This is a genomic window from Solimonas soli DSM 21787 (assembly GCF_000474945.1).
Classification (GTDB): Bacteria; Pseudomonadota; Gammaproteobacteria; order Nevskiales; family Nevskiaceae; genus Solimonas; species Solimonas soli.
In genome coordinates, this window is the sequence record NZ_AXDW01000001.1 from 525038 (window position 1) to 542895 (window position 17858).

Here is a 17858-nt window from a genome sequence, read left to right on the forward strand (position 1 = left end):
TGAAATCGGATCGCACCGTCGAACGCGCGGCCGCCGCCGGCAAGCGCATGCAGCGCTCGCGGAGTTCACCGCCAAGCTCGGCGCGAGCTGTCTGTCGTACATCAACGCCAATACCTCCGGCATCGAAGCCGTCTGGGCCTCGCCGGTCACCTACGGCATCACGCTCGGCGCGAAGTTCTGGAGGCGCGCGCGTCGATTCGGGCGGCGGACTGCGGTCCGCCGCCTTTTTCGTGCCTGTCGATCGCCGCCGCTAACGCAGCAGGGCCGCCGTCAGCCGGTTGGCGCACGGCCGGCCGGCTTCGAAGTCGTCGAGATTGGCGAGCGTGGCGCTCGCGATCGCGGCGAGCGCCTCCTGCGTGAAGAAGGCCTGGTGCCCGGTGATGACGACGTTCGGGAAGGTCAGCAGACGCTGGAAGACATCGTCGCCGACGATCGTCGACGACAAGTCCTCGAAGAACAGATCGCCCTCCTGCTCGTAGACGTCGAGGCCGAGCGCACCGAGCTGGCCGGACTTCAGCGCGGTGATCACCGCCGGCGTGTCGAGCAGGCCGCCGCGGCTGGTGTTGATCAGCATCGCACCGTGCTTCATGCGCGCCAGCGACGTGGCATTGATCAGATGCTGCGACCGCGGCGTCAGCGGACAGTGCAGCGACACGATGTCGGACATGGCGAGCACCTCGTCCAGCGCGGCGAACGCGGCGCCCGCGCTGCGCAGCGCGCCGTCCTGCGCGAGCGGGTCGTGCACCAGCACGCGACAGCCGAAGCCGAGCATGATGCGCGCGAACACCGCGCCGATGCGCCCTGCGCCGACCACGCCGACGGTCTTGCCGTACAGATCGAAGCCTTCGAGCCCGTCGAGCAGGAAGTTGTTCTCGCGCACGCGGTTGTAGGCGCGATGGAACTTGCGGTTCAGCGTCAGGATCAGACCAACCGCATGCTCGGCGACCGCATGCGGCGAATACGCCGGCACGCGCGCGATGGCGATGCCGCAACGCTCGGCGGCACGCAGGTCGACCTGGTTGAAGCCCGCGCAGCGCAGCGCGACATGGCGCACGCCGAGCGCCGCGAGGCGCTGCAGCGCCGGCGCGTCGAGCACGTCGTTGACGAAGGTGCAGATCGCCGGATAGCCGGCCGCGAGCGCCGCCGTCTGCGCACTCAGCCGGGCCTCGACGAACACGCAGTCGTGCGCGCCGCCGGCGGCCGAGAAGGAACGGCGGTCGTATTCGCGGGCACTGAAGAAAAGGACGCGCATCGGCGTACTCTGCGTCGGATCACGCCGTGATCATGCCGGATCGGCGCGCGACGCGGCGGCCTCAGCCGTCACCGGCCGGCCGTGCATCCGGCGGCGCGCCGCTGACGCACTTCACGCAGGCGAGCGCGGTGCCGAGCGCAGCGCCGCGACCCTGCGCGCCGGTCACCCAGGGCCGGTTCTGCCAGGGCGGGCTGTGGCGCACGTGCTGGTTGTGGCCGCATTCGAGCTGCGCGACCCAGTGGCCTTCCTCGTCGCGATGAAAGCCGGTGATGCGCCGTGCGATGCCGTTCATGGCCGCCGATCATAGGGCACGCGCATTGCGTCGTCCGCCCTCGCGGCGTACCGTGCGCCGCCTTCGCTTCCGGACCGCCAACCGATGGACCGCCGCCGCCTCGCCGTCTGCCTCGCCGGTGCCGCCGCCTTCGTGCCGCTGTACGCGCCGCAGTCGCTGCTGCCGCTGCTGCGGCACTTCGCCGGCCCCCACTCGACGATGAGTGCGGCGATGGCCGGCGCCGTGGTCTCGGCGGGCACCGCCGGCGTGGCGCTGGCGGCGCCGTTCGTGGGGCGGCTCGGCGACCGTCTCGGACGGCATCGCGTGATCGTGCTCGCCGCCTTCCTCGCGGCGATTCCGAGCCTGCTGTCGGCGCTCGCGCCGACGCCGGCGCTGCTGGTCGCGGCGCGCCTGCTCGAAGGCCTCGCCCTGCCCGGCATCTTCGCCGTGACCGTCGCCTACACCGCCGACCAGTGGCCGCCGCTCGAGGCGCGCCCGGTCACCGCCCTGTACGTCGCCGGCACGATCGGCGGCGGCTTCTGCGGGCGGCTGCTGTCGGGTCTCGTCGCCGAATTCGCCGGCTGGCGCTGGGCCTTCGCCGCGCTGGCCGTGCTGCAGCTGCTGCTGGCGCTGCTGATCCGCGCCTGGCTGGCGCCCGACGCACCGCGGCCGCGGCCCGGGCACGCCGCGCCGGTGCGCTTTGCCGCCCTGTTCGCCGATCCCGCCCTGCGCGCCATCTACGCGGCGGGCTTCGCCCTGCTGTTCGCGCTCGTCGCCGGCTTCACCTACGTCTCGCTGCATCTCGCCGAGCCGCCGTTCAATCTCGGCCCGGCCGGCCTGTCGGCGATCTTCATCGTCTACCTGCTCAGCATGGTGACGACGCCGATGTCGGGCCGCCTGCTCAACCGCCACGGTCACGCGCGCGTGCTGGCGATGGCCTGGGCCGCGGCCATCGCCGGCCTGCTGATCACGCTGCTGCCGACCCTGCCGGCCATCATCACCGGCCTCACGCTGTTCTCGACGGGCCTGTTCTTCGCGCAGACGGCGGCGACGACCTTCGTCGGCGAGGCGATGCCGCAGGCGCGCGGCGCGGCGGTGGGCCTCTACGTCACCTGCTATTACCTCGGCGGCAGCGTCGGCGGCGTGCTGCCGGCGCCGCTGTGGGCGCGCTTCGGCTGGCCCGGCGTGATCGCGCTGATCACGCTCGCCGGCGCCGTCTCGGTCACGCTCGGCCGGCGCGGCTTCCGCCAGCGACGCGCGGCGAAGGCGTAGACGCGACGGCTATCGCAGCCAGGCCGGCGCGTCGTCGTCCTCGTCGGCTTTCGCGGCCGGCGCGTCGGGCGGCGGCGGCGCTCCGTCCGCCGCCGCGTCGTTCTTCTTCGGCCGCGCCGCGCTGCGCAGATGCGCCGTGGCGATGTCCTTCAGTTCCGGCGGCAACATCCATTCGCCGATCTCGTAGCCGGCCTGGTTCATCTTGCGCGCGAGCTGCTCGACGTGCTTGCTGTGCCCGCGCGTGCTGACCATGCTGCCCGGCCGCGAGATCAGCGTGCCGATCTGTTCGAAGAAGCGGCCACGGTCGGTGATCATGTTGCCGGTCGCGGTCTTCGGCATCGCCCACTTCTGCGCCTGGTAGAACTCCTGCGTGAAGGTCACGAAGGCGCCGCCGCCGTCGATGACGATCTGCGTGATGTCGCCCTGGCGGATCACGCGCGCGCGGCTGACGGCGGACTCGAACAGGTTCAATGGACGCTTGCTCATGACGGGATCTCCGGCCGCGGAGACGCATTGTCGGCGCCCCCCGCCGACGGCGCCATCCGGACGCGCCGCCGCCGCGCTCTGAGCAGGCGCTGACGGCGGAGCTTCAGTCGAACTCCATGCCGCCGGTGCCCTTGCGCACGACGAAACCGTGCGCGGCGAGATCGTCGAAGATCTGCCGTGCGTGCGCCTCGTCCTGCGCCTCCACCATCACTTCCAGCGTGGCGTTCTTGGCATGGCCGCGATGCAGGCGCTCGTGGTGGACCTGGATGATGTTGCCGCCGGATTCGCCGATGCGGCCGGCGACGCGGGCCAGAAAGCCGGGCCGGTCCTCGATGTCGATCGACAGCGAGATCAGGCGCGATTCGTTGACCAGCTGGCGCAGCAGCACCGAGGCCAGCAGGCGCGTATCGACATTGCCGCCGGACACCACGAGCCCGACCTTGCGGCCGGCGAACGGCGCCGGATCGGCGAGCAGCGCGGCGAGGCCGACGGCGCCGGCGCCCTCGGCGATGACCTTCTCGATCGCGGCGAGCAGGCCGATCGCGCGCTCGATCGCCGCCTCGTCGACGCGCATCAGCTCGGCGACGTGCTCGCGGATGATGGCCAGCGTCAGCTTGCCGATGTTCTTGACGGCGATGCCTTCGGCGATGGTCTGGCCGCCCTTGACCAGCGCGGGATCGTTCTGCAGCGCCGCGTAGGCCGACGGATAGGCCATCGACTCGACGCCGGCCACGCGCAGCGTCGGGGCGATGCCGTGCGCGGCGATCGCCATGCCGGAGATCAGTCCGCCGCCGCCGACCGGCACGATCAGCGTGTCGAGCTCCGGCGCCTGCTCGAGCATCTCCAGCGCGACCGTGCCCTGGCCGGCGACGATGTACGGATCGTCGTAGGGATGCACCAGGGTCATGCCGCGCTTGCGCAGCAGCTCGGCCTCGAGGAACTCCTGCGCATCGGCCAGCGTCTCGCCGTGCAGGATCACCTCGCCGCCGAGCTCGCGCGTGTTGCGCACCTTGGTGAACGGCGTGTTGGCCGGCATGACGATGACGCTCTTGATGCCGAGCCGCGTGGCGTGGTAGGCGACGCCCTGGGCGTGATTGCCGGCCGACATGGCGGCGACGCCGGCGGCGCGCTCGGATTCGGAGAGGCTCAGCAGCTTGTTCAGCGCGCCGCGCTCCTTGAACGAGGCGGTGAACTGGAAGTTCTCGAACTTGATCCAGACCTCGGCGCCGGTGATCTGCGAGAGCACGCGCGAGCGCGTGCACGGCGTGCGCACGATCTGGCCTTCGATCATCTGCGCCGCACGGCGCACGTCGTCGAACGTAACCGGCAAAGCCCGAGCATCCATCGTCATGCGTTTCCTATTTCCGCTTGCGTCCGCCGCCGCGCCGCACGTCGCTGACCACGCCGCCCTGCAGCGTCACCGTCACGCGCCCGTCGCCCTCGTCGGCGTATGTCCAGGTTTCCTTCGTGCCGCCCTTGCCGCTCGCCGTCGCCGTCGTGCGCGGCTCGCCGAGCAGGCGGCGCACGTCGGCGGCGCTCATGCCGCGTACCACCTCGCGCCGGGCCCGCGCCGCGCGCAGGCGCTCGGCATCGGCGCTGCGCGCCTCGTGATCCTTGCGCCAGGCCGCGTCCTCGGCGGCGCGCGCCTTGCCGTACTCGCGCACGCGGCGGTCGTACTGCTCGGCCAGCGGCGCGGCACCGTCGTCCGCCTTCACGACGTTCGGCGCCTTGAGGTCCAGCGGCGCGTCGCCGGCCTGGCAGGGCCGGTCGCTGAACTGCACGACGCCGCCCACGCTGCAGCGGTAGACCGCGGCCTGTGCCGCCGGAGCGCCGAGCGCCAGGGCGAGCACGTACGGATACCAGCCGCGGCAGCTTCGACGTCCGGCGCGATTATGGTCCTGCATGGCAGCCTCCGCATGGGGGCTCATCCCCCTTGATTCGGTACAATTCCGCTCCTTTTCGCATTCCCCTTCCGAGATTTCCGCGTCCCATGTCTCAGTACGTCTACACGATGAATCGCGTCGGCAAGATCGTGCCGCCGAAGAAAGAAATCCTGCGCGACATCTCGCTGTCCTTCTTCCCCGGCGCCAAGATCGGCGTGCTCGGCTACAACGGCGCCGGCAAGTCGACGCTGCTGCGCATCATGGCCGGCATCGACAAGGACATCGTCGGCGAGGCGCGGCCGATGCCGGGCCTCAAGATCGGCTACCTGCCCCAGGAACCGCAGCTCGACCCGGACAAGACCGTGCGCCAGAACGTCGAGGAAGCTCTCTCCGACGTGCTCAAGCTCAAGGAAGAACTCGACGCCGTCTACGCGGCCTACGCCGAGGAGAACGCCGATTTCGACAAGCTCGCCGCCCGCCAGGCCGATCTCGAGGCGAAGATCGCCGCCGCCGATGCCGAGAACCTCGACGTCATCCTCGACAAGGCCGCCGAGGCGCTCAACCTGCCGCCCTGGGACGCCGACGTCACCAGGCTCTCCGGCGGCGAGCGCCGCCGCGTCGCGCTGTGCCGGCTGCTGCTGTCCAAGCCGGACATGATCCTGCTCGACGAGCCGACCAACCATCTCGACGCCGAATCGGTGGCCTGGCTGGAGAAGTTCCTCAAGGACTTCCCCGGCACCATCATCGCGGTCACCCATGACCGCTACTTCCTCGACAACGTCGCCGGCTGGATCCTCGAACTCGACCGTGGCCACGGCATTCCCTGGCAGGGCAATTATTCGAGCTGGCTGGAGCAGAAGGAGAAGCGCCTCGAAAACGAGCAGAAGGCCGAGGACGCGCGCACCAAGGCGATGAAGGAAGAGCTGGAGTGGGTGCGCAAGAATCCCAAGGGCCGCCAGGCCAAGAGCAAGGCGCGCATCAAGGCCTTCGAGGAGCTCGCCTCGCAGGAATACCAGAAGCGCAGCGAGACCAAGGAGCTGTACATCCCGCCCGGCCCGCGGCTCGGCGACAAGGTCATCGAAGTCAAGAATCTCACCAAGAAGTTCGGCGACCGCACGCTGTACCAGGGCATCAGCTTCAGCGTGCCGCGCGGCGCCATCGTCGGCATCATCGGCGCCAACGGCATGGGCAAGACCACGCTGTTCAAGATGCTGACCGGCCAGGACAAGGACTACGAGGGCGAGATCACGATCGGCGAGACCGTGAAGTTCGCCTACGTCGACCAGAGCCGCGACGCGCTGAACGGCGACAACACGGTGTTCCAGGAAGTCGCCGGCGGCAACGATCTGGTGCGCGTCGGCAATTTCGAAATGCCGAGCCGCGCCTACATCGGCCGCTTCAATTTCAAGGGCGAGTCGCAGCAGAAGCGCCTCAAGGAACTGTCGGGCGGCGAACGCAACCGCGTGCACCTCGCCAAGATGCTGCTGCAGGGCGGCAACGTCGTGCTGCTCGACGAGCCGACCAACGATCTCGACGTCGAAACCCTGCGCGCGCTCGAGGAAGCGATCCTCGATTTCCCCGGCAACGCGCTGGTGATCTCGCACGATCGCTGGTTCCTCGACCGCGTCGCCACGCACATCCTCGCCTTCGAGGATTCCGGCGAAGTGATCTGGCACGAAGGCAACTACCGCGAGTACGAGGACGACTTCCGCCGCCGCACCGGCTCGGAGCCCGGCGTCAACCGCCGCAACCGGCACAGGAAGCTCGCCTGATCGCCGCCGTCAGGAGGCGGCGGCGCGGTCGCGTCGCCGCCTTTTTCGTGTCCGCTTCGCGAACGCTGCTGTCCGCCCGGCGCAGGACAGGCGCCGGCGCAGGACGTAGGATGCGCAGCGACCGCCGCAGGGCGGCACGACCTCGAAACGATACCCGCCGATGAGCACGCACCTCGCCTACCGCTGGCACGAAAAACGGCTCAAGCCGATCGAATTCGTTCACGCCGTACAGCTCGACGAGCTGCTCGGCATCGAGCGGCAGAAGGCGGCGATCGTGCAGAACACGCAGCAGTTCGTCGCGAAGAAGCCGGCCAACCACGTGCTGCTCACCGGGTCGCGCGGCACCGGCAAGTCGTCGATCGTCAAGGCGGTGCTGAACGCCTTCGCGCCGCGCGGCCTGCGCCTGGTCGAGCTGGCGGCGCACGATCTCATCGACCTGCCGGACGTGGTCGCGCCGCTGCGCGAGCGCGACGAGCGCTTCATCCTCTACGTCGACGATTTCTCCGTCGCCGCCAACGATCCGGCGCTGACGGCGCTGAAGACGGCGCTCGACGGCGGCATCGAGGAGCCGCCGGACAACGTGCTGATCTACGCGACCTCGAATCGCCGGCACCTGATGCCGGAGATGAAGCGCGACAACGAGGAATACCACTGGATGGAGGACGAGCTGCATCCGGGCGAATCGACCGAGGAGAAGATTTCGCTGTCGGAGCGCTTCGGCCTCTGGCTCAGCTTCCAGCCGTTCACCCAGGACCAGTACCTCGAGGTCGTGCGCCTGCACCTCGCCAAGCTCGGCCACACCGCCTGGGACGAGGACACCGAGAAGTCGGCGCTGCGCTGGGCCCTGAACCGCGCCTCGCGCTCCGGCCGCGTCGCGCGCCAGTTCGCGCGCGACTGGGCGGGGCGCCACGCCTGAATCCGCGGCGGCCGCGCCTGCGCCTCGCTTTCGTGCTCGCCCTGGCGGTCGCGCTGCCGGCCTTTGCCGCCGACGCGCCGCGCGCCAGGACCCTGCAGCAGATACTCGACGCCTCGCCGGCCGGCGACTGGCGCCCGCTCGATGCCGACAACGCGCTGCTGATGGAAATGCCGGGCGGTCAGGTCGTCATCGAGCTGGCGCCGCGTTTCGCGCCGGCGCACGTCGCCAACATCAAGACGCTGGTGCGTGCGCACTATTTCGACGGCCTGGCGATCACGCGCGTGCAGGACAACTTCGTCACGCAATGGGGCGATCCGCACGCCGGCGAAGCGGCGGCGCGCAGCCTCGGCGACGCTGCCGCGTCGCTGGCGCCGGAATTCACGCGCGCCAGCCGCGGCCTGCCCTTCACCGCGCTGCCCGACGGCGATCTCTATGCGCCGCAGAGCGGCTTCGCCGACAGCTTTCCGGCGGCGCGCGACAGCAGGCGCGGCGCCGCCTGGCTGACGCATTGCTACGGCATGGTCGGCGCCGGTCGCGACAACGATCCGCGCTCCGGGCCGGGCAACGAACTGTACGTCGTCATCGGCCAGGCGCCGCGCCAGCTCGACCGCAACATCGCGCTGGTCGGCCGCGTCGTGCAGGGCATGGCGCTGCTGTCGGCGCTGCCGCGCGGCAGCGGCGCGCTCGGCTTCTATACCGAGGCCGAGCCGAAGCCGCCGATCACGCGCATGCGCGTCGTCGCCGATCTGCCGCCGGCCGATCGGCCGGCGCTCGAACTGCTGCGCAGCGACACGCCGACCTTCGCCGCGCTCGTCGAATCGCGCCGCAAGCGCCGCGACGACTGGTACGTGGCGCCGGCCGGCCGCATCGACGTCTGCAACGTGCCGCTGCCGGTGCGGGAAAGGCCGGCGAGCGAAGCGCGCTGAGCGCCGGGCCCTGCGCCGCGCACGGCGCTCCGCTCCGTGCAAGGGCGGCGCGCGACGACGCGCATCAAGCGTCACCGCCGCCTTTACCCTTCGTTACGCGTTTTTCAGTTGGCGCTCAGCGCGGCGCAGCAGGATGGATCGCAAGGGCCAGGGCATTGCGCACCGCCCGAAGGTCAGTCGCAGGAGGCTGCCATGTCCATCAGGAAAACCTTGCTCGCTCTCACGCTCGCCGGCGCCACGCTGGCGCCGCTCGCTTCGCAGGCCGCCGTCGCGGTCGGCGTCGACATCAACATCGGCCCGCCGCCGGCCCGCGTGGTCGTCGCACCGGCACCGCGTCCGGGCTACGTCTACGCGCCGGGCTACTGGCGCTGGGACGGTCGCCGCCACGTCTGGGTCGACGGCTACTGGGCGCGCGCCCGCCCGGGCTATCACTGGAGTGCGGATCACTGGGTGCGGCGCGGCCCGAACTGGCACTACGTGCGCGGCCACTGGAGCGCCGATCGCCACGACCATGGCGGCCACGGACCGCACCCCCACTGATGCACCGCGCCGGCCGCCGCGCCACTACCGTGGCGGCCGGCAAAAGGAAAAAGGGCCTGACGGCCCTTTTTTCCTGCGCGCGGACGAGCCGCTTACTTGTGTGTTTTCAGCAGCGCCGCGACCTTGTCGACGTATTTCTTCATCGCGTCGTCGGCCTTGACGCCCTTGAGCTTGGCCCAGGCGTCGTACTTGGCACGGCCGACCATGTCGAGCATGCCGGGGCGCGAGCCGCTGACGTCGCCTTCGCTGGCCTGCTTGAAGTGTGCGTAGAGGAACAGCATGTCGTCGTTGCCCGGACGCTTGCTCAACGTCTTGACGTCCGCCTGCGCCTTCGCGAAATCCGCCTTCAGATCGGCCATGTGCGTCCCCTCGTCGTGGTGAGGCGGCGAGCATAGCAAAGCGCCGCCGGCCGACGATTCGCATCGCCGACAGCGCGACCGCGGCCGCAAGGTGAGGCCGGAGTCTGTTGACAGGTCCTAGACCTTGCTGGCGAACATGCGCCCGCCGCCGCCGTTGAGCGGGATCGCGTAGCCGGCCTCGAACTCGAAGTTGACGAAGTTCTTGAAGCGCACGCGCAGGCCGACGCCGAGGCTGCTGCGCGGGCTGTCGAACTCGAAGTCCGAAGCCTTGTCGATGACGTTGCCGGTTTCGAGGATGACGACGCCGCGCAGCCAGGGCCAGGGCTTGTAGAGCGGCCGCGCGAACTCGAGCTGCAGCAGCCAGAAGGCGTCGCCTTCGCGGAAGTTCACTTCGTAGCCGCGCAGGGCATCGGCGCCGCCGAGTCCGAACGGATGCAGCTGCTCGGGCTGACCGAAGTAGAGGCCGGTGCTGGCGTTGAAGGCGAGCGTCTGGTGATCCGTGGCGCCGATCTGCATGGCGCGCGCGTAGCTCGCGGTGATGCGCTCGTAGTGGTAGTCCGAGCCGAAGGTCTCGCTGGCGAAGCTGTAGTTGAACGCGAACTGCTCGCCGACGTCGCTGTAGATGCGGTAGTGCCAGTCGCGGTAGCGCAGGCTGAAGGTCGGCGACCAGGCGGTGCCGTAGGCCGGCGCCGCGTTGGCGCCGCTGGTGGCCTCGTCGTCGTAGTCGAGCCCGACCGCGACACGCCAGCCCTGGCTCGCCGGCGGCCCGCCGAGATGGCGCGACAGCGCGAGGCCGGCGTCGCGGAAGGATTCGCTGTAGCTCCTGCCGTCGTCGTTGTCGACCGGCCGGCTGCGATAGCCGCCGTAGACGTTGATGCCGTACGACGAGCCGTCGATGAACGGAATCGAGTACGAGCCGGAGTACTCGGTTTCGCGGCCGATGCCCTGCTGCTTGGCGTCTTCCTCGAGCCACAGCAGGCGCAGCGAGTGATCGAGGCCCCAGGCATTGTCCCAGCGCACCTGCGCGCCATAGCTGTAGCGGCCGTCGCTCTTGGCGTCAAAGCGCGGCAGCGGCAGCAGGTAGTGGCGCTCGGTGACGTGAAAGACGAGCCGCTGCCGGCCGTCCGCGAGGCTTTCCTCGCGCACGCGCACGTTCTTGAACAGGCCGAGATCCTGGATCGCCTGGCGGCTGGCTTCGATGCGCCGCGCATCGGCCGGATCGCCGACGGCGATCTTCAGCTCGCGCTGCATCGTCTCGGCGCGCGTGTGCTCGTTGCCCTCGAAGACGATCTCGCCGATCGCCGGCTGCGGCGCCGCCTGCGCGGCAGCCGAGGGCGCGCCGCGCGTTTCCGCGGCGGCATCGGCGGGCGCTTCGGTCGCCGCGTCCTCGGCCCAGGCGCCGGGCGCGGCCGCCATGGCCGCCGCCAGCACCGGCGCACCCGTCCACTGCCAGCGCCCCGCTCGTTCCGCCTGCCGCATGCCCTCGACCCCGTGACACCGGGAGGACGGCGCAGCGGAATGCCGCGGCCGTGGATGTCACGCATCCACTGTAGCGGCGCGACGTCAACACAATGTTGGTGAAGCCCGCCGTGCATCGGCGCCGTCGGGCCTGTTGTCGCCGGCGACGCGCACTCAGGCGACGCGCCGCTCCAGCGTCACCATCCGGAACGGAAAAGCGTGCCGCCCGTCGGCGGCGTGCGGCTCGACCGCCATCTCGCGAAACGCGCTGCGATCGAAGGGCGGAAACCAGGCATCGCCGTCGCCGACGCGCGCCTGCACTTCGGTGAGATAGATGCGCTGCGCCAGCGGCAGCGTCTGCCGGTACAGCTGCGCGCCGCCGATCACCATCAGCTCGCCGTCGCCGTGCGCGGCGAGCGCCTCGTCGAGCGAGCGGAACACGCGGACGCCATCGCCCTGCGGCGCGAACGCGGGATCGCGCGAGACGATCCAGTTGGCGCGCTCGGCGAGCGGCTTGCCGAGCGAGTCCCAGGTCTTGCGGCCCATCAGCACGGTCTTGCCCAGCGTGACGCGGCGGAAGTGCTTCATGTCGTCGGGCAGGCGCCACGGCAGGCCGTTGGCGCGGCCGATCAGGCGGTCTTCATCCATCGCCACGACGAGGCTGAGATTCGGCATGGGCAGGCGGTCATCGTTCTCGCCACGCAGCGTGGCGCGCGCACTATACCGTCGCCGCCGCGCGCGGGCGCCGACGGCGGCGCTGGCACTCAACGCGGCGCGAACACGGCGGTGACATCGCCACCGAGCCGTGTGTTCTTCATCGGCCGCAGGCTGCCGAGCTTGGCCGACTCCGCGCCGCTGCAGGCCAGCGTCCAGCAGTAAGGTTCGAGCCAGGCCAGCTTCGAGCTCTGTTCGTCGGCACCTTCGAGCACTTGCTGCTTGCCCGTCTTCGCTTCGTAGGCGCGCGGATCGTCGTAGGCACCGATCGCGCGCTCGGCGGCGCGCTGCAGCGCGTTGCTGCCCTGGCTGGCGAGATCGACATGATTGGCCTTGCCGAACGCCGCCATCATCGCCACCGGCGTCAGCGCGTAGACCTGGTAGCCGGCGGCGCGCGTCTGCCGCTTGATCTCGTTCGGCAGATAGCCGTCGGCGTCGACCTGCGCCGCGAAGATGCCGTACATCTTCGCCGCCCAATCGAACAGGTCGCGCCGGTCGACGACGACGCTGGTCGCCATCACGCTCCATGCCGCCCAGTAGTAATGGTTGTTGATGCGCTCGCGCGGATCGTCCTCGTTCCACTCGTGCACGACCTGGTCGGCGATCGCGCCGAGCCAGGCCTGGATCTTCGCCGCCTCCTGCGCGTGCGCGGCCAGCGGCTGCGAGCTGGAGAACTGCAGGCGCAGCCACGCGCTCGACAGGCTCGCGAGCGCCCATTTGCGCATCGACTTGCCGGTGTGGTTCGCCGCCGGACCGAGCAGGGCCCGGGCATCCGCCCAGCCGCCGTACCAGGCCAGCACGCAGGCAAGCGCCTGCGGCGAGCCGCTGTCCATGTACTGGTCGACGAGCCGCGTGGCGCCCTTCTCCATCGTCGTGATCGGCAGGGTCAATGTCTTGTAGCGTGCATCGGACGCCTCGTTGAGCGTGTCGCGCGACTTGCCGGAGCCTTCGTACTTGCTCGGAAAGTCGAGCGTGCCGGCGAACGGCGGCGGCGGCGGCGGGCATGCCGGTGTCTTGCCGCCGCGCGCGACCGGCGCGTAATAGCCGGGCGGCGGCACCAGCCGGTCGGCGAGCGCCGGCGTCGCCGCGCCGCTCAGCGCCAGCGCGCAGCCGAGTCCGACACGGCGCGACCAGCGCGCCAGCGCGGATGGGCGGTCAGTCATGCGCATGCTTGCGATCCTCCAGGGTGGCCGTCTGCTGCGACGGCGCATCGGCCGCCTCGCAGAGCTGCGCGCTCGCTTTCAGGGGTCTGGCCGGCGCCTGATCGAGCTCGATCGTGGCGCCCATGAACGTTGCCGCGGCGTAGTCGGGCCGGTTGCTGCGCAGCTCGGTGACGAAGCGACCGCCGTTGTCGACGTACTGATTGAAGTGCAGCTTCAGCGATTCCTTCTGGCCGCTGAAGTACCAGATCATCGCGTGCAGATCCTTGACGGTCGGATCGTCGAACTGGATGTCGAGCCAGTAGCGCGCGCCGGTGAGGTTCTGCACCTTGCCGCCGCCGTTGAACAGCAGCTCGTTGCTGCCCTGCTGCAGCTGCACGGTCTGCGCCAGCGCCGCGGGGCGCCCGTGGCAACCGTCGTGCACCAGCGGCACGGCCTGGCGGAAGGTCTTGTACGGATTCTTGTCGCTGCCCGGCCAGTTCTGCCAGGGCATTTCCCAGATCATGATCTTCGGCGGATGCTTCTGGTACAGCTCGCTCGGCAGGTAGTGCAGCAACGAACCGTCGAACGAACCGCCGGACAGCGCGGTGTCGAGCAGATCGGCACCCAGATACTGCTGCAGGTAGCCGCCGAAGTTGTAGCCGCCCTTGCTGTCGCTGTTCGACGTGCCGATCAGCACGATCTGCGGCACCTCGCCGTCGCCGCCATTGCCGAGCAGGCCGCCGTCGTCGCCGCCGGTCGCGTCGAGCAGGCCGCCGGCCGTCGCGTCGTTGGCGGCCGGCGTGGCCTTGGCGTCGCCGAGCAGCGCGTCGCCGCCGGTCTCGCCGCTGCCGTCGCCCGGCTCGGTCGCATAGCCGGTCACGTACTGCATGGAATAGACGCCGCCGCAGATCTGCGACGCCACCTTCTGCAGCGTGCCCGGCTTGCCGATCAGCATCGCCGGCTTGGTCACGAAGCTCCTGCGAGGCACATCCTGGAAGGCCGGCAGCTGCTGCACGGTGTCGGCGACGACCTGCGCGGTATGCTCGGCGCCTTGCGGCGTCCAGTGATGATCGCGACGGAAGAAGTATTCGTAGCCCTTGTGTTCGTCGATCAGGCGATCGAGCGGCGCGACGCTGACGCCGGCCGTGCGGATGCGCGCGAGCGCATTGCCATACGCCTTCTTCGCCGCGGCGAAGTCATAGTGTCTGCGCTGTTCCGCCGTCAGCTTGTCCGGGTCCATCAGCGCGCGCGGCGGCTGGAAGACGATGACCAGCTCGGTGCCGCGCTTGCGCAGGACGGTGGCCAGGCGCTTGAGCTCGGCGAGGCTTTCGTCGCTGATGTCGATCTTCGTCGTCAGGTCGATGCCCGAGCGGAACAGCCAGCCGTCGCGGCCCTGCTGCAGCACGCGGAACTCTTCGAGATACGAAGAACCGTCGTACACCGCCGGATCGGCCGCCTTCGGGCAGAGCCGGCAGCACAGCGCCAGGTCGTACTGCGGCGCGACCGCCGGCGCCGCCGCGGCCGGCGCCGCCGATGCCAGCGCCGCGGCCGCCGCGAGCACGGCCGTGGCCAGCGGCGCGCGCCAGCCGCGCCCGTTCAGTTGACGACCCATGTCAGCACCGGCGCCGCCGTCGTGCCCGTGACGAACAGGCTGTAGACCTTGCCGCGCTCCAGCGTCATCGGCCTGGCGTCGGCGAGCTTGCTGCCGCCGTTGAACACGGCCAGCGAGGCCTTGACCGGATTGACCTCGCGGTGCGCCGACTTCTCGGCGGCGACGCCGTCGACGACGGCGGGACCGTTGTCGCCGGCCTTGACCGTCAGCGTCGTGCCGTCGATCAGGTTGTAGACCGAGATCAGCGATTTCAGCTGACTGCTGAAGCAGTCCTGGTCGAAGGTCTCGATGCCTTTTGTGGTCGCCGCCGCGGTGTAGCAGCGCTTGCTGTCGAGCTTGAGCGTGTCCGACTGGCCGGCGATCTTCGCCGGATAGCTGCCGGGCGGCAGGAACACGTAGGCGCTGGCATCGAGCGGCGCCGGATCGGGCAGCGTCTTGTCGCCGATCTGCGCATTGAGCCTGCCCTGCGAGGTCGCGTTGAAGACGCGCACGAAGGCGGAATCGGGGGGCGCCGCCGGCGGATAGAGCCCGGCCTGCGCGCCGCCGGCGACGAGGCTGCCGAACGCGGCGACGGCGAGGGCTGTGCGGCGGCGCGGCGAGTGGAAATGGCGGTTCTTCATTTTCGAGGTCCTCCTGTGGGTCTTCAGTGCGCGGCGGCCGGCGCCGCCAGCGTCGTGTCCTTCTGCGGCATGGCGAGATAGCGCTCGGGGATTTCCCAGATCACTAGCTGCGGCGGCGCCGCCGCGAAATCGCCGCCGTGCAGGTAGCGGTCCATCGGCACGAACGGCCCCTCGCCGTCCTTCGCGTAGTTGGCGATGTCCTCGCCGAGCTGCTGCTCGAGCGCGCCGACGAAGTTCCAGTTCGGATTGGCGCTGTAGCTGGTGCCGACCAGGGCGATGCGCGGCGCCGCGCTGGCGCCGAACAGGTCGCCACCGGCGTCGGCCGTGGTCTGCGTCGGCGTGATGGTGTCGGCGCGCGGCAGCAGCCAGCCGAAGTACGGCTCGAGCGGCAGGAAGTTGAAGAGATCGCCGCGATGCTCGCGCGTCGGCTGCACCGTCGTCGTGTAGGCGCTGCGTGTCGCCGGCGCTGGCAGCTCCTGCCGCACGCTGGCGGCGACCGAGCGCGCCGCCAGTCGTGCTCCGAACGGTGTCCAGTGCGTGTCGGTGCGCAGGAAGGTCGGCGCCCGCGCCTTGCCGGCTTCGAGCGGATCGAACAGATCGGGGTGCGCGACTTCCGCCGCGACCAGCGCCGCCTGCGCGTGGTCGTAGAGACCGCGGTGCAGGGCCGGCGGCAGGTGGCCGGCGCGCAGATGCTCGGGATAGACGCGCGCCTTGGCCGGCACCACGGCGACCACCAGCTGCACGTTCTTCGCCGCCAGCGCGTCGCGCACGCGGTCGACCAGCGCCAGGTTGTGCTCGACGACGCGCTCGGCGCCGTCGACCACGTTGAATTCCTCGTCCGTGTACAGCCAGCCGTCCCTGCCGGCGACGACGCCGGTCTGCGCCTCGTCGAACAGCAGATAGTCGATCGCCGCCCACAGGCTGATGCCGAAGCCGCGCGCGGGAAAGGACTGGTCGTAGTGATGCTCGAAGTCCTGCGCCATGCGGCCGTCGAGCACCTGCGCATCGACCTTCGGCTCGAAATGCCGCGCGCTGACCAGCGCCGCGAGGGCGACGGCCAGCACGGCGAGCGCGAACAGCAGGCCATGCAGCAGCGTGGTGGCGCTGAGCCGTTCGCGCAGTTCGACCGTCTGCCCGGTCAGGCTTTCGCGCCTCATGTCGTTCATCGGCGTTTCCTCGGCAAGGTCTAGAACTGGAAGTACAGGAAGGGCGAATAGCTCTGCGCCGACAGCTTCAGCACGGCGAGCGCGAACAGCGGCCAGATCAGCGCATGCGCGGTCCACTGCGCGACGCCGTGGCCGACGAGGCTGAAGCGGCCGGCCGGCAGCGGCGGACGGCGCGGCGGCGTGTGCACGGCGACGCCGCGCACCACGAGCACGACCACCGCGAGCGCCATCGTCGCCAGCTGCAGCTGCGTGATCGAACTGGCGTAGACGTCGGACAGGCCGGCGCCGTCGAACGAGAACATCGCCTTGTAGAAGGTCCAGGCGACGCCGACGTGATCGGCGCGGAACATGACCCAGCCCAGCACCACGAACAGCAGCGTCGGCGCCCAGCGATGGAAGCGGAAGCCGTTCGCATCGGCCTTGACGCCGAGCGCGCGCTCGACGCAGAGGATCGCGCCGTGCCAGGCGCCCCAGATCACGAAGGTCCAGTTGGCGCCGTGCCACAGCCCGCCGAGCAGCATGGTGAGGAACAGGTTGCGATAGGTCTTCGCGGTGCCGCCGCGATTGCCGCCGAGCGAGATGTACAGGTAATCGCGCAGCCAGCTCGACAGGCTCATGTGCCAGCGCCGCCAGAATTCGGTGATGCTCTGGCTGATGTACGGCTGGTTGAAGTTCTCGACGAAGCGGAAACCCATCATCAGGCCGAGGCCAATCGCCATGTCGCTGTAGCCGGAGAAATCGAAGTACAGCTGCACGGTGTAGGCGACCGCGCCGAGCCAGGCGTCGGCCGTGGTCGGGTCGGTCAGCGCGAAGGCGTGGCGCACCAGCGGCTCGACCGAATCGGCGATGAAGACTTTCTTGATGAAGCCCTGCATGAAGCGCAGCGCGCCCTGCCCGAACAGCGTCATGCTGTGCTCGCGCTTCTCGAACTGGTCGGCGAGATCCTTGTAGCGGAACACCGGGCCGGCGATCAGGTGCGGGAACAGGGCGATGAAGGTCGCGAAGTCGACGGGGTGCCGGGTCGCCTCGACGTCGCCGCGGTAGACGTCGGCGATGTAGCTGATCGACTCGAACACGTAGAACGAGATGCCGATCGGCAGGATCACGTGCGCGAACGAGAACGGCGCCAGACCCATGCCTTCGAGCATGGCGTTGAAGCTCGCCACGCCGAAGTTGGCGTACTTGAAGTAGACGAGCACCGCGAGGTCGATGGCCACGCCGGCGCTCAGCCAGCGGCGCGCTGCGGCGGTGCGCGCACCGTGCCGGGCGATGGCCATGCCGACCATGTAGTTCCAGGCCGTGACTGCGGCGAACAGCGCGAGGAAGTCGACGCGCCACCAGGCATAGAACAGGTAGCTGCCGACCAGCACGACATAGTTGCGCAGGCGCTTGCGGTCCGGCGTCAGGTAGTAGACCGCGAGGAACAGCGGCAGAAACAAGAACAGGAAAATGTTCGACGAGAAAACCAT

Annotated in this window: 18 protein-coding genes; 5 read left to right on the forward strand and 13 right to left on the reverse strand. The window is 69.8% G+C overall.

All coding sequences use genetic code 11. From position 1 onward, the window contains the following. Nucleotides 1–250 precede the first annotated feature (250 nt). A complete protein-coding gene (locus K344_RS0102495; RefSeq protein ID WP_028079350.1) occupies nucleotides 251–1252 on the reverse strand; it encodes a 2-hydroxyacid dehydrogenase in 1002 nt (333 codons plus the stop codon). Between the two features lie 61 nt (nucleotides 1253–1313). Continuing rightward, nucleotides 1314–1535, reverse strand: a complete 222-nt coding sequence (locus tag K344_RS0102500; RefSeq protein ID WP_043113626.1) for a DUF3565 domain-containing protein — start codon at nucleotides 1533–1535, stop codon at nucleotides 1314–1316. A gap of 93 nt (nucleotides 1536–1628) precedes the next feature. Here K344_RS0102500 and K344_RS0102505 point away from each other — a divergent pair, with 93 nt between their 5' ends. Then, on the forward strand, nucleotides 1629–2795 hold the full coding sequence (locus K344_RS0102505; protein ID WP_028079352.1) for an MFS transporter: 1167 nt from the start codon (nucleotides 1629–1631) through the stop codon (nucleotides 2793–2795). Between the two features lie 9 nt (nucleotides 2796–2804). Here K344_RS0102505 and K344_RS0102510 read toward each other — a convergent pair whose 3' ends face one another. The 3 genes from K344_RS0102510 to K344_RS0102520 all read right to left on the reverse strand — a co-directional run bounded on the left by K344_RS0102510 (nucleotide 2805) and on the right by K344_RS0102520 (nucleotide 5185). Next, nucleotides 2805–3281 carry a hypothetical protein gene (locus K344_RS0102510; protein WP_028079353.1) on the reverse strand — a complete coding sequence of 159 codons (477 nt, stop codon included), beginning with the start codon at nucleotides 3279–3281 and terminating at the stop codon, nucleotides 2805–2807. Nucleotides 3282–3384: 103 nt separating this feature from the next. Then, nucleotides 3385–4626 (reverse strand): threonine ammonia-lyase, encoded by a 1242-nt coding sequence (locus K344_RS0102515; RefSeq protein WP_028079354.1) that lies wholly within the window; start codon nucleotides 4624–4626, stop codon nucleotides 3385–3387. A 13-nt stretch (nucleotides 4627–4639) separates the two neighbouring features. Then, nucleotides 4640–5185, reverse strand: a complete 546-nt coding sequence (locus K344_RS0102520; protein WP_028079355.1) for a DUF4124 domain-containing protein — start codon at nucleotides 5183–5185, stop codon at nucleotides 4640–4642. 86 nt (nucleotides 5186–5271) lie between these two features. On the opposite strand from K344_RS0102520, the gene ettA reads away from it, so the two are divergent. From ettA to K344_RS19770, 4 genes are all read left to right on the forward strand, one after another. Further along, the gene (ettA, locus tag K344_RS0102525; RefSeq protein WP_028079356.1) at nucleotides 5272–6936 is read left to right on the forward strand and encodes an energy-dependent translational throttle protein EttA; all 1665 of its coding nucleotides are present in this window, start codon (nucleotides 5272–5274) and stop codon (nucleotides 6934–6936) included. Nucleotides 6937–7096: 160 nt separating this feature from the next. Beyond that, nucleotides 7097–7852, forward strand: coding sequence for an ATP-binding protein (locus K344_RS0102530; protein WP_028079357.1), 756 nt, complete (start codon nucleotides 7097–7099; stop codon nucleotides 7850–7852). Continuing rightward, on the forward strand, nucleotides 7831–8778 hold the full coding sequence (locus K344_RS0102535; RefSeq protein ID WP_211234458.1) for a peptidylprolyl isomerase: 948 nt from the start codon (nucleotides 7831–7833) through the stop codon (nucleotides 8776–8778). The genes K344_RS0102530 and K344_RS0102535 overlap by 22 nt, the downstream gene beginning before the upstream one ends. A gap of 192 nt (nucleotides 8779–8970) precedes the next feature. Then, entirely contained in the window at nucleotides 8971–9318 is a 348-nt protein-coding gene (locus tag K344_RS19770) for a YXWGXW repeat-containing protein (RefSeq protein WP_051361792.1), read from the forward strand. A gap of 92 nt (nucleotides 9319–9410) precedes the next feature. Here K344_RS19770 and K344_RS0102545 read toward each other — a convergent pair whose 3' ends face one another. The 8 genes from K344_RS0102545 to K344_RS0102580 form a co-directional block, all read right to left on the reverse strand. Next, nucleotides 9411–9677 (reverse strand): acyl-CoA-binding protein, encoded by a 267-nt coding sequence (locus tag K344_RS0102545; RefSeq protein ID WP_028079359.1) that lies wholly within the window; start codon nucleotides 9675–9677, stop codon nucleotides 9411–9413. Between the two features lie 117 nt (nucleotides 9678–9794). After that, nucleotides 9795–11093: a POTRA domain-containing protein gene (locus K344_RS0102550; RefSeq protein ID WP_028079360.1), complete on the reverse strand. Its 1299-nt coding sequence runs from the start codon at nucleotides 11091–11093 to the stop codon at nucleotides 9795–9797. Between the two features lie 216 nt (nucleotides 11094–11309). Continuing rightward, nucleotides 11310–11810 (reverse strand): dihydrofolate reductase, encoded by a 501-nt coding sequence (locus K344_RS0102555; protein ID WP_028079361.1) that lies wholly within the window; start codon nucleotides 11808–11810, stop codon nucleotides 11310–11312. 89 nt (nucleotides 11811–11899) lie between these two features. Next, the gene (locus tag K344_RS0102560; protein ID WP_051361809.1) at nucleotides 11900–13012 is read right to left on the reverse strand and encodes a mannuronate-specific alginate lyase; all 1113 of its coding nucleotides are present in this window, start codon (nucleotides 13010–13012) and stop codon (nucleotides 11900–11902) included. Next, entirely contained in the window at nucleotides 13005–14603 is a 1599-nt protein-coding gene (locus K344_RS19775) for an alginate O-acetyltransferase (RefSeq protein WP_051361793.1), read from the reverse strand. Before K344_RS19775 ends, K344_RS0102560 begins: the two co-directional genes overlap by 8 nt. After that, nucleotides 14588–15223, reverse strand: coding sequence for an alginate O-acetyltransferase AlgF (locus K344_RS0102570; RefSeq protein WP_028079363.1), 636 nt, complete (start codon nucleotides 15221–15223; stop codon nucleotides 14588–14590). The genes K344_RS19775 and K344_RS0102570 overlap by 16 nt, the downstream gene beginning before the upstream one ends. Nucleotides 15224–15246: 23 nt before the next feature. Beyond that, entirely contained in the window at nucleotides 15247–16389 is a 1143-nt protein-coding gene (locus K344_RS19780; RefSeq protein ID WP_051361794.1) for an alginate O-acetyltransferase, read from the reverse strand. Between the two features lie 20 nt (nucleotides 16390–16409). Continuing rightward, complete coding sequence (locus K344_RS0102580; RefSeq protein WP_028079364.1) at nucleotides 16410–17858, reverse strand: MBOAT family O-acyltransferase; 1449 nt, start codon at nucleotides 17856–17858, stop codon at nucleotides 16410–16412.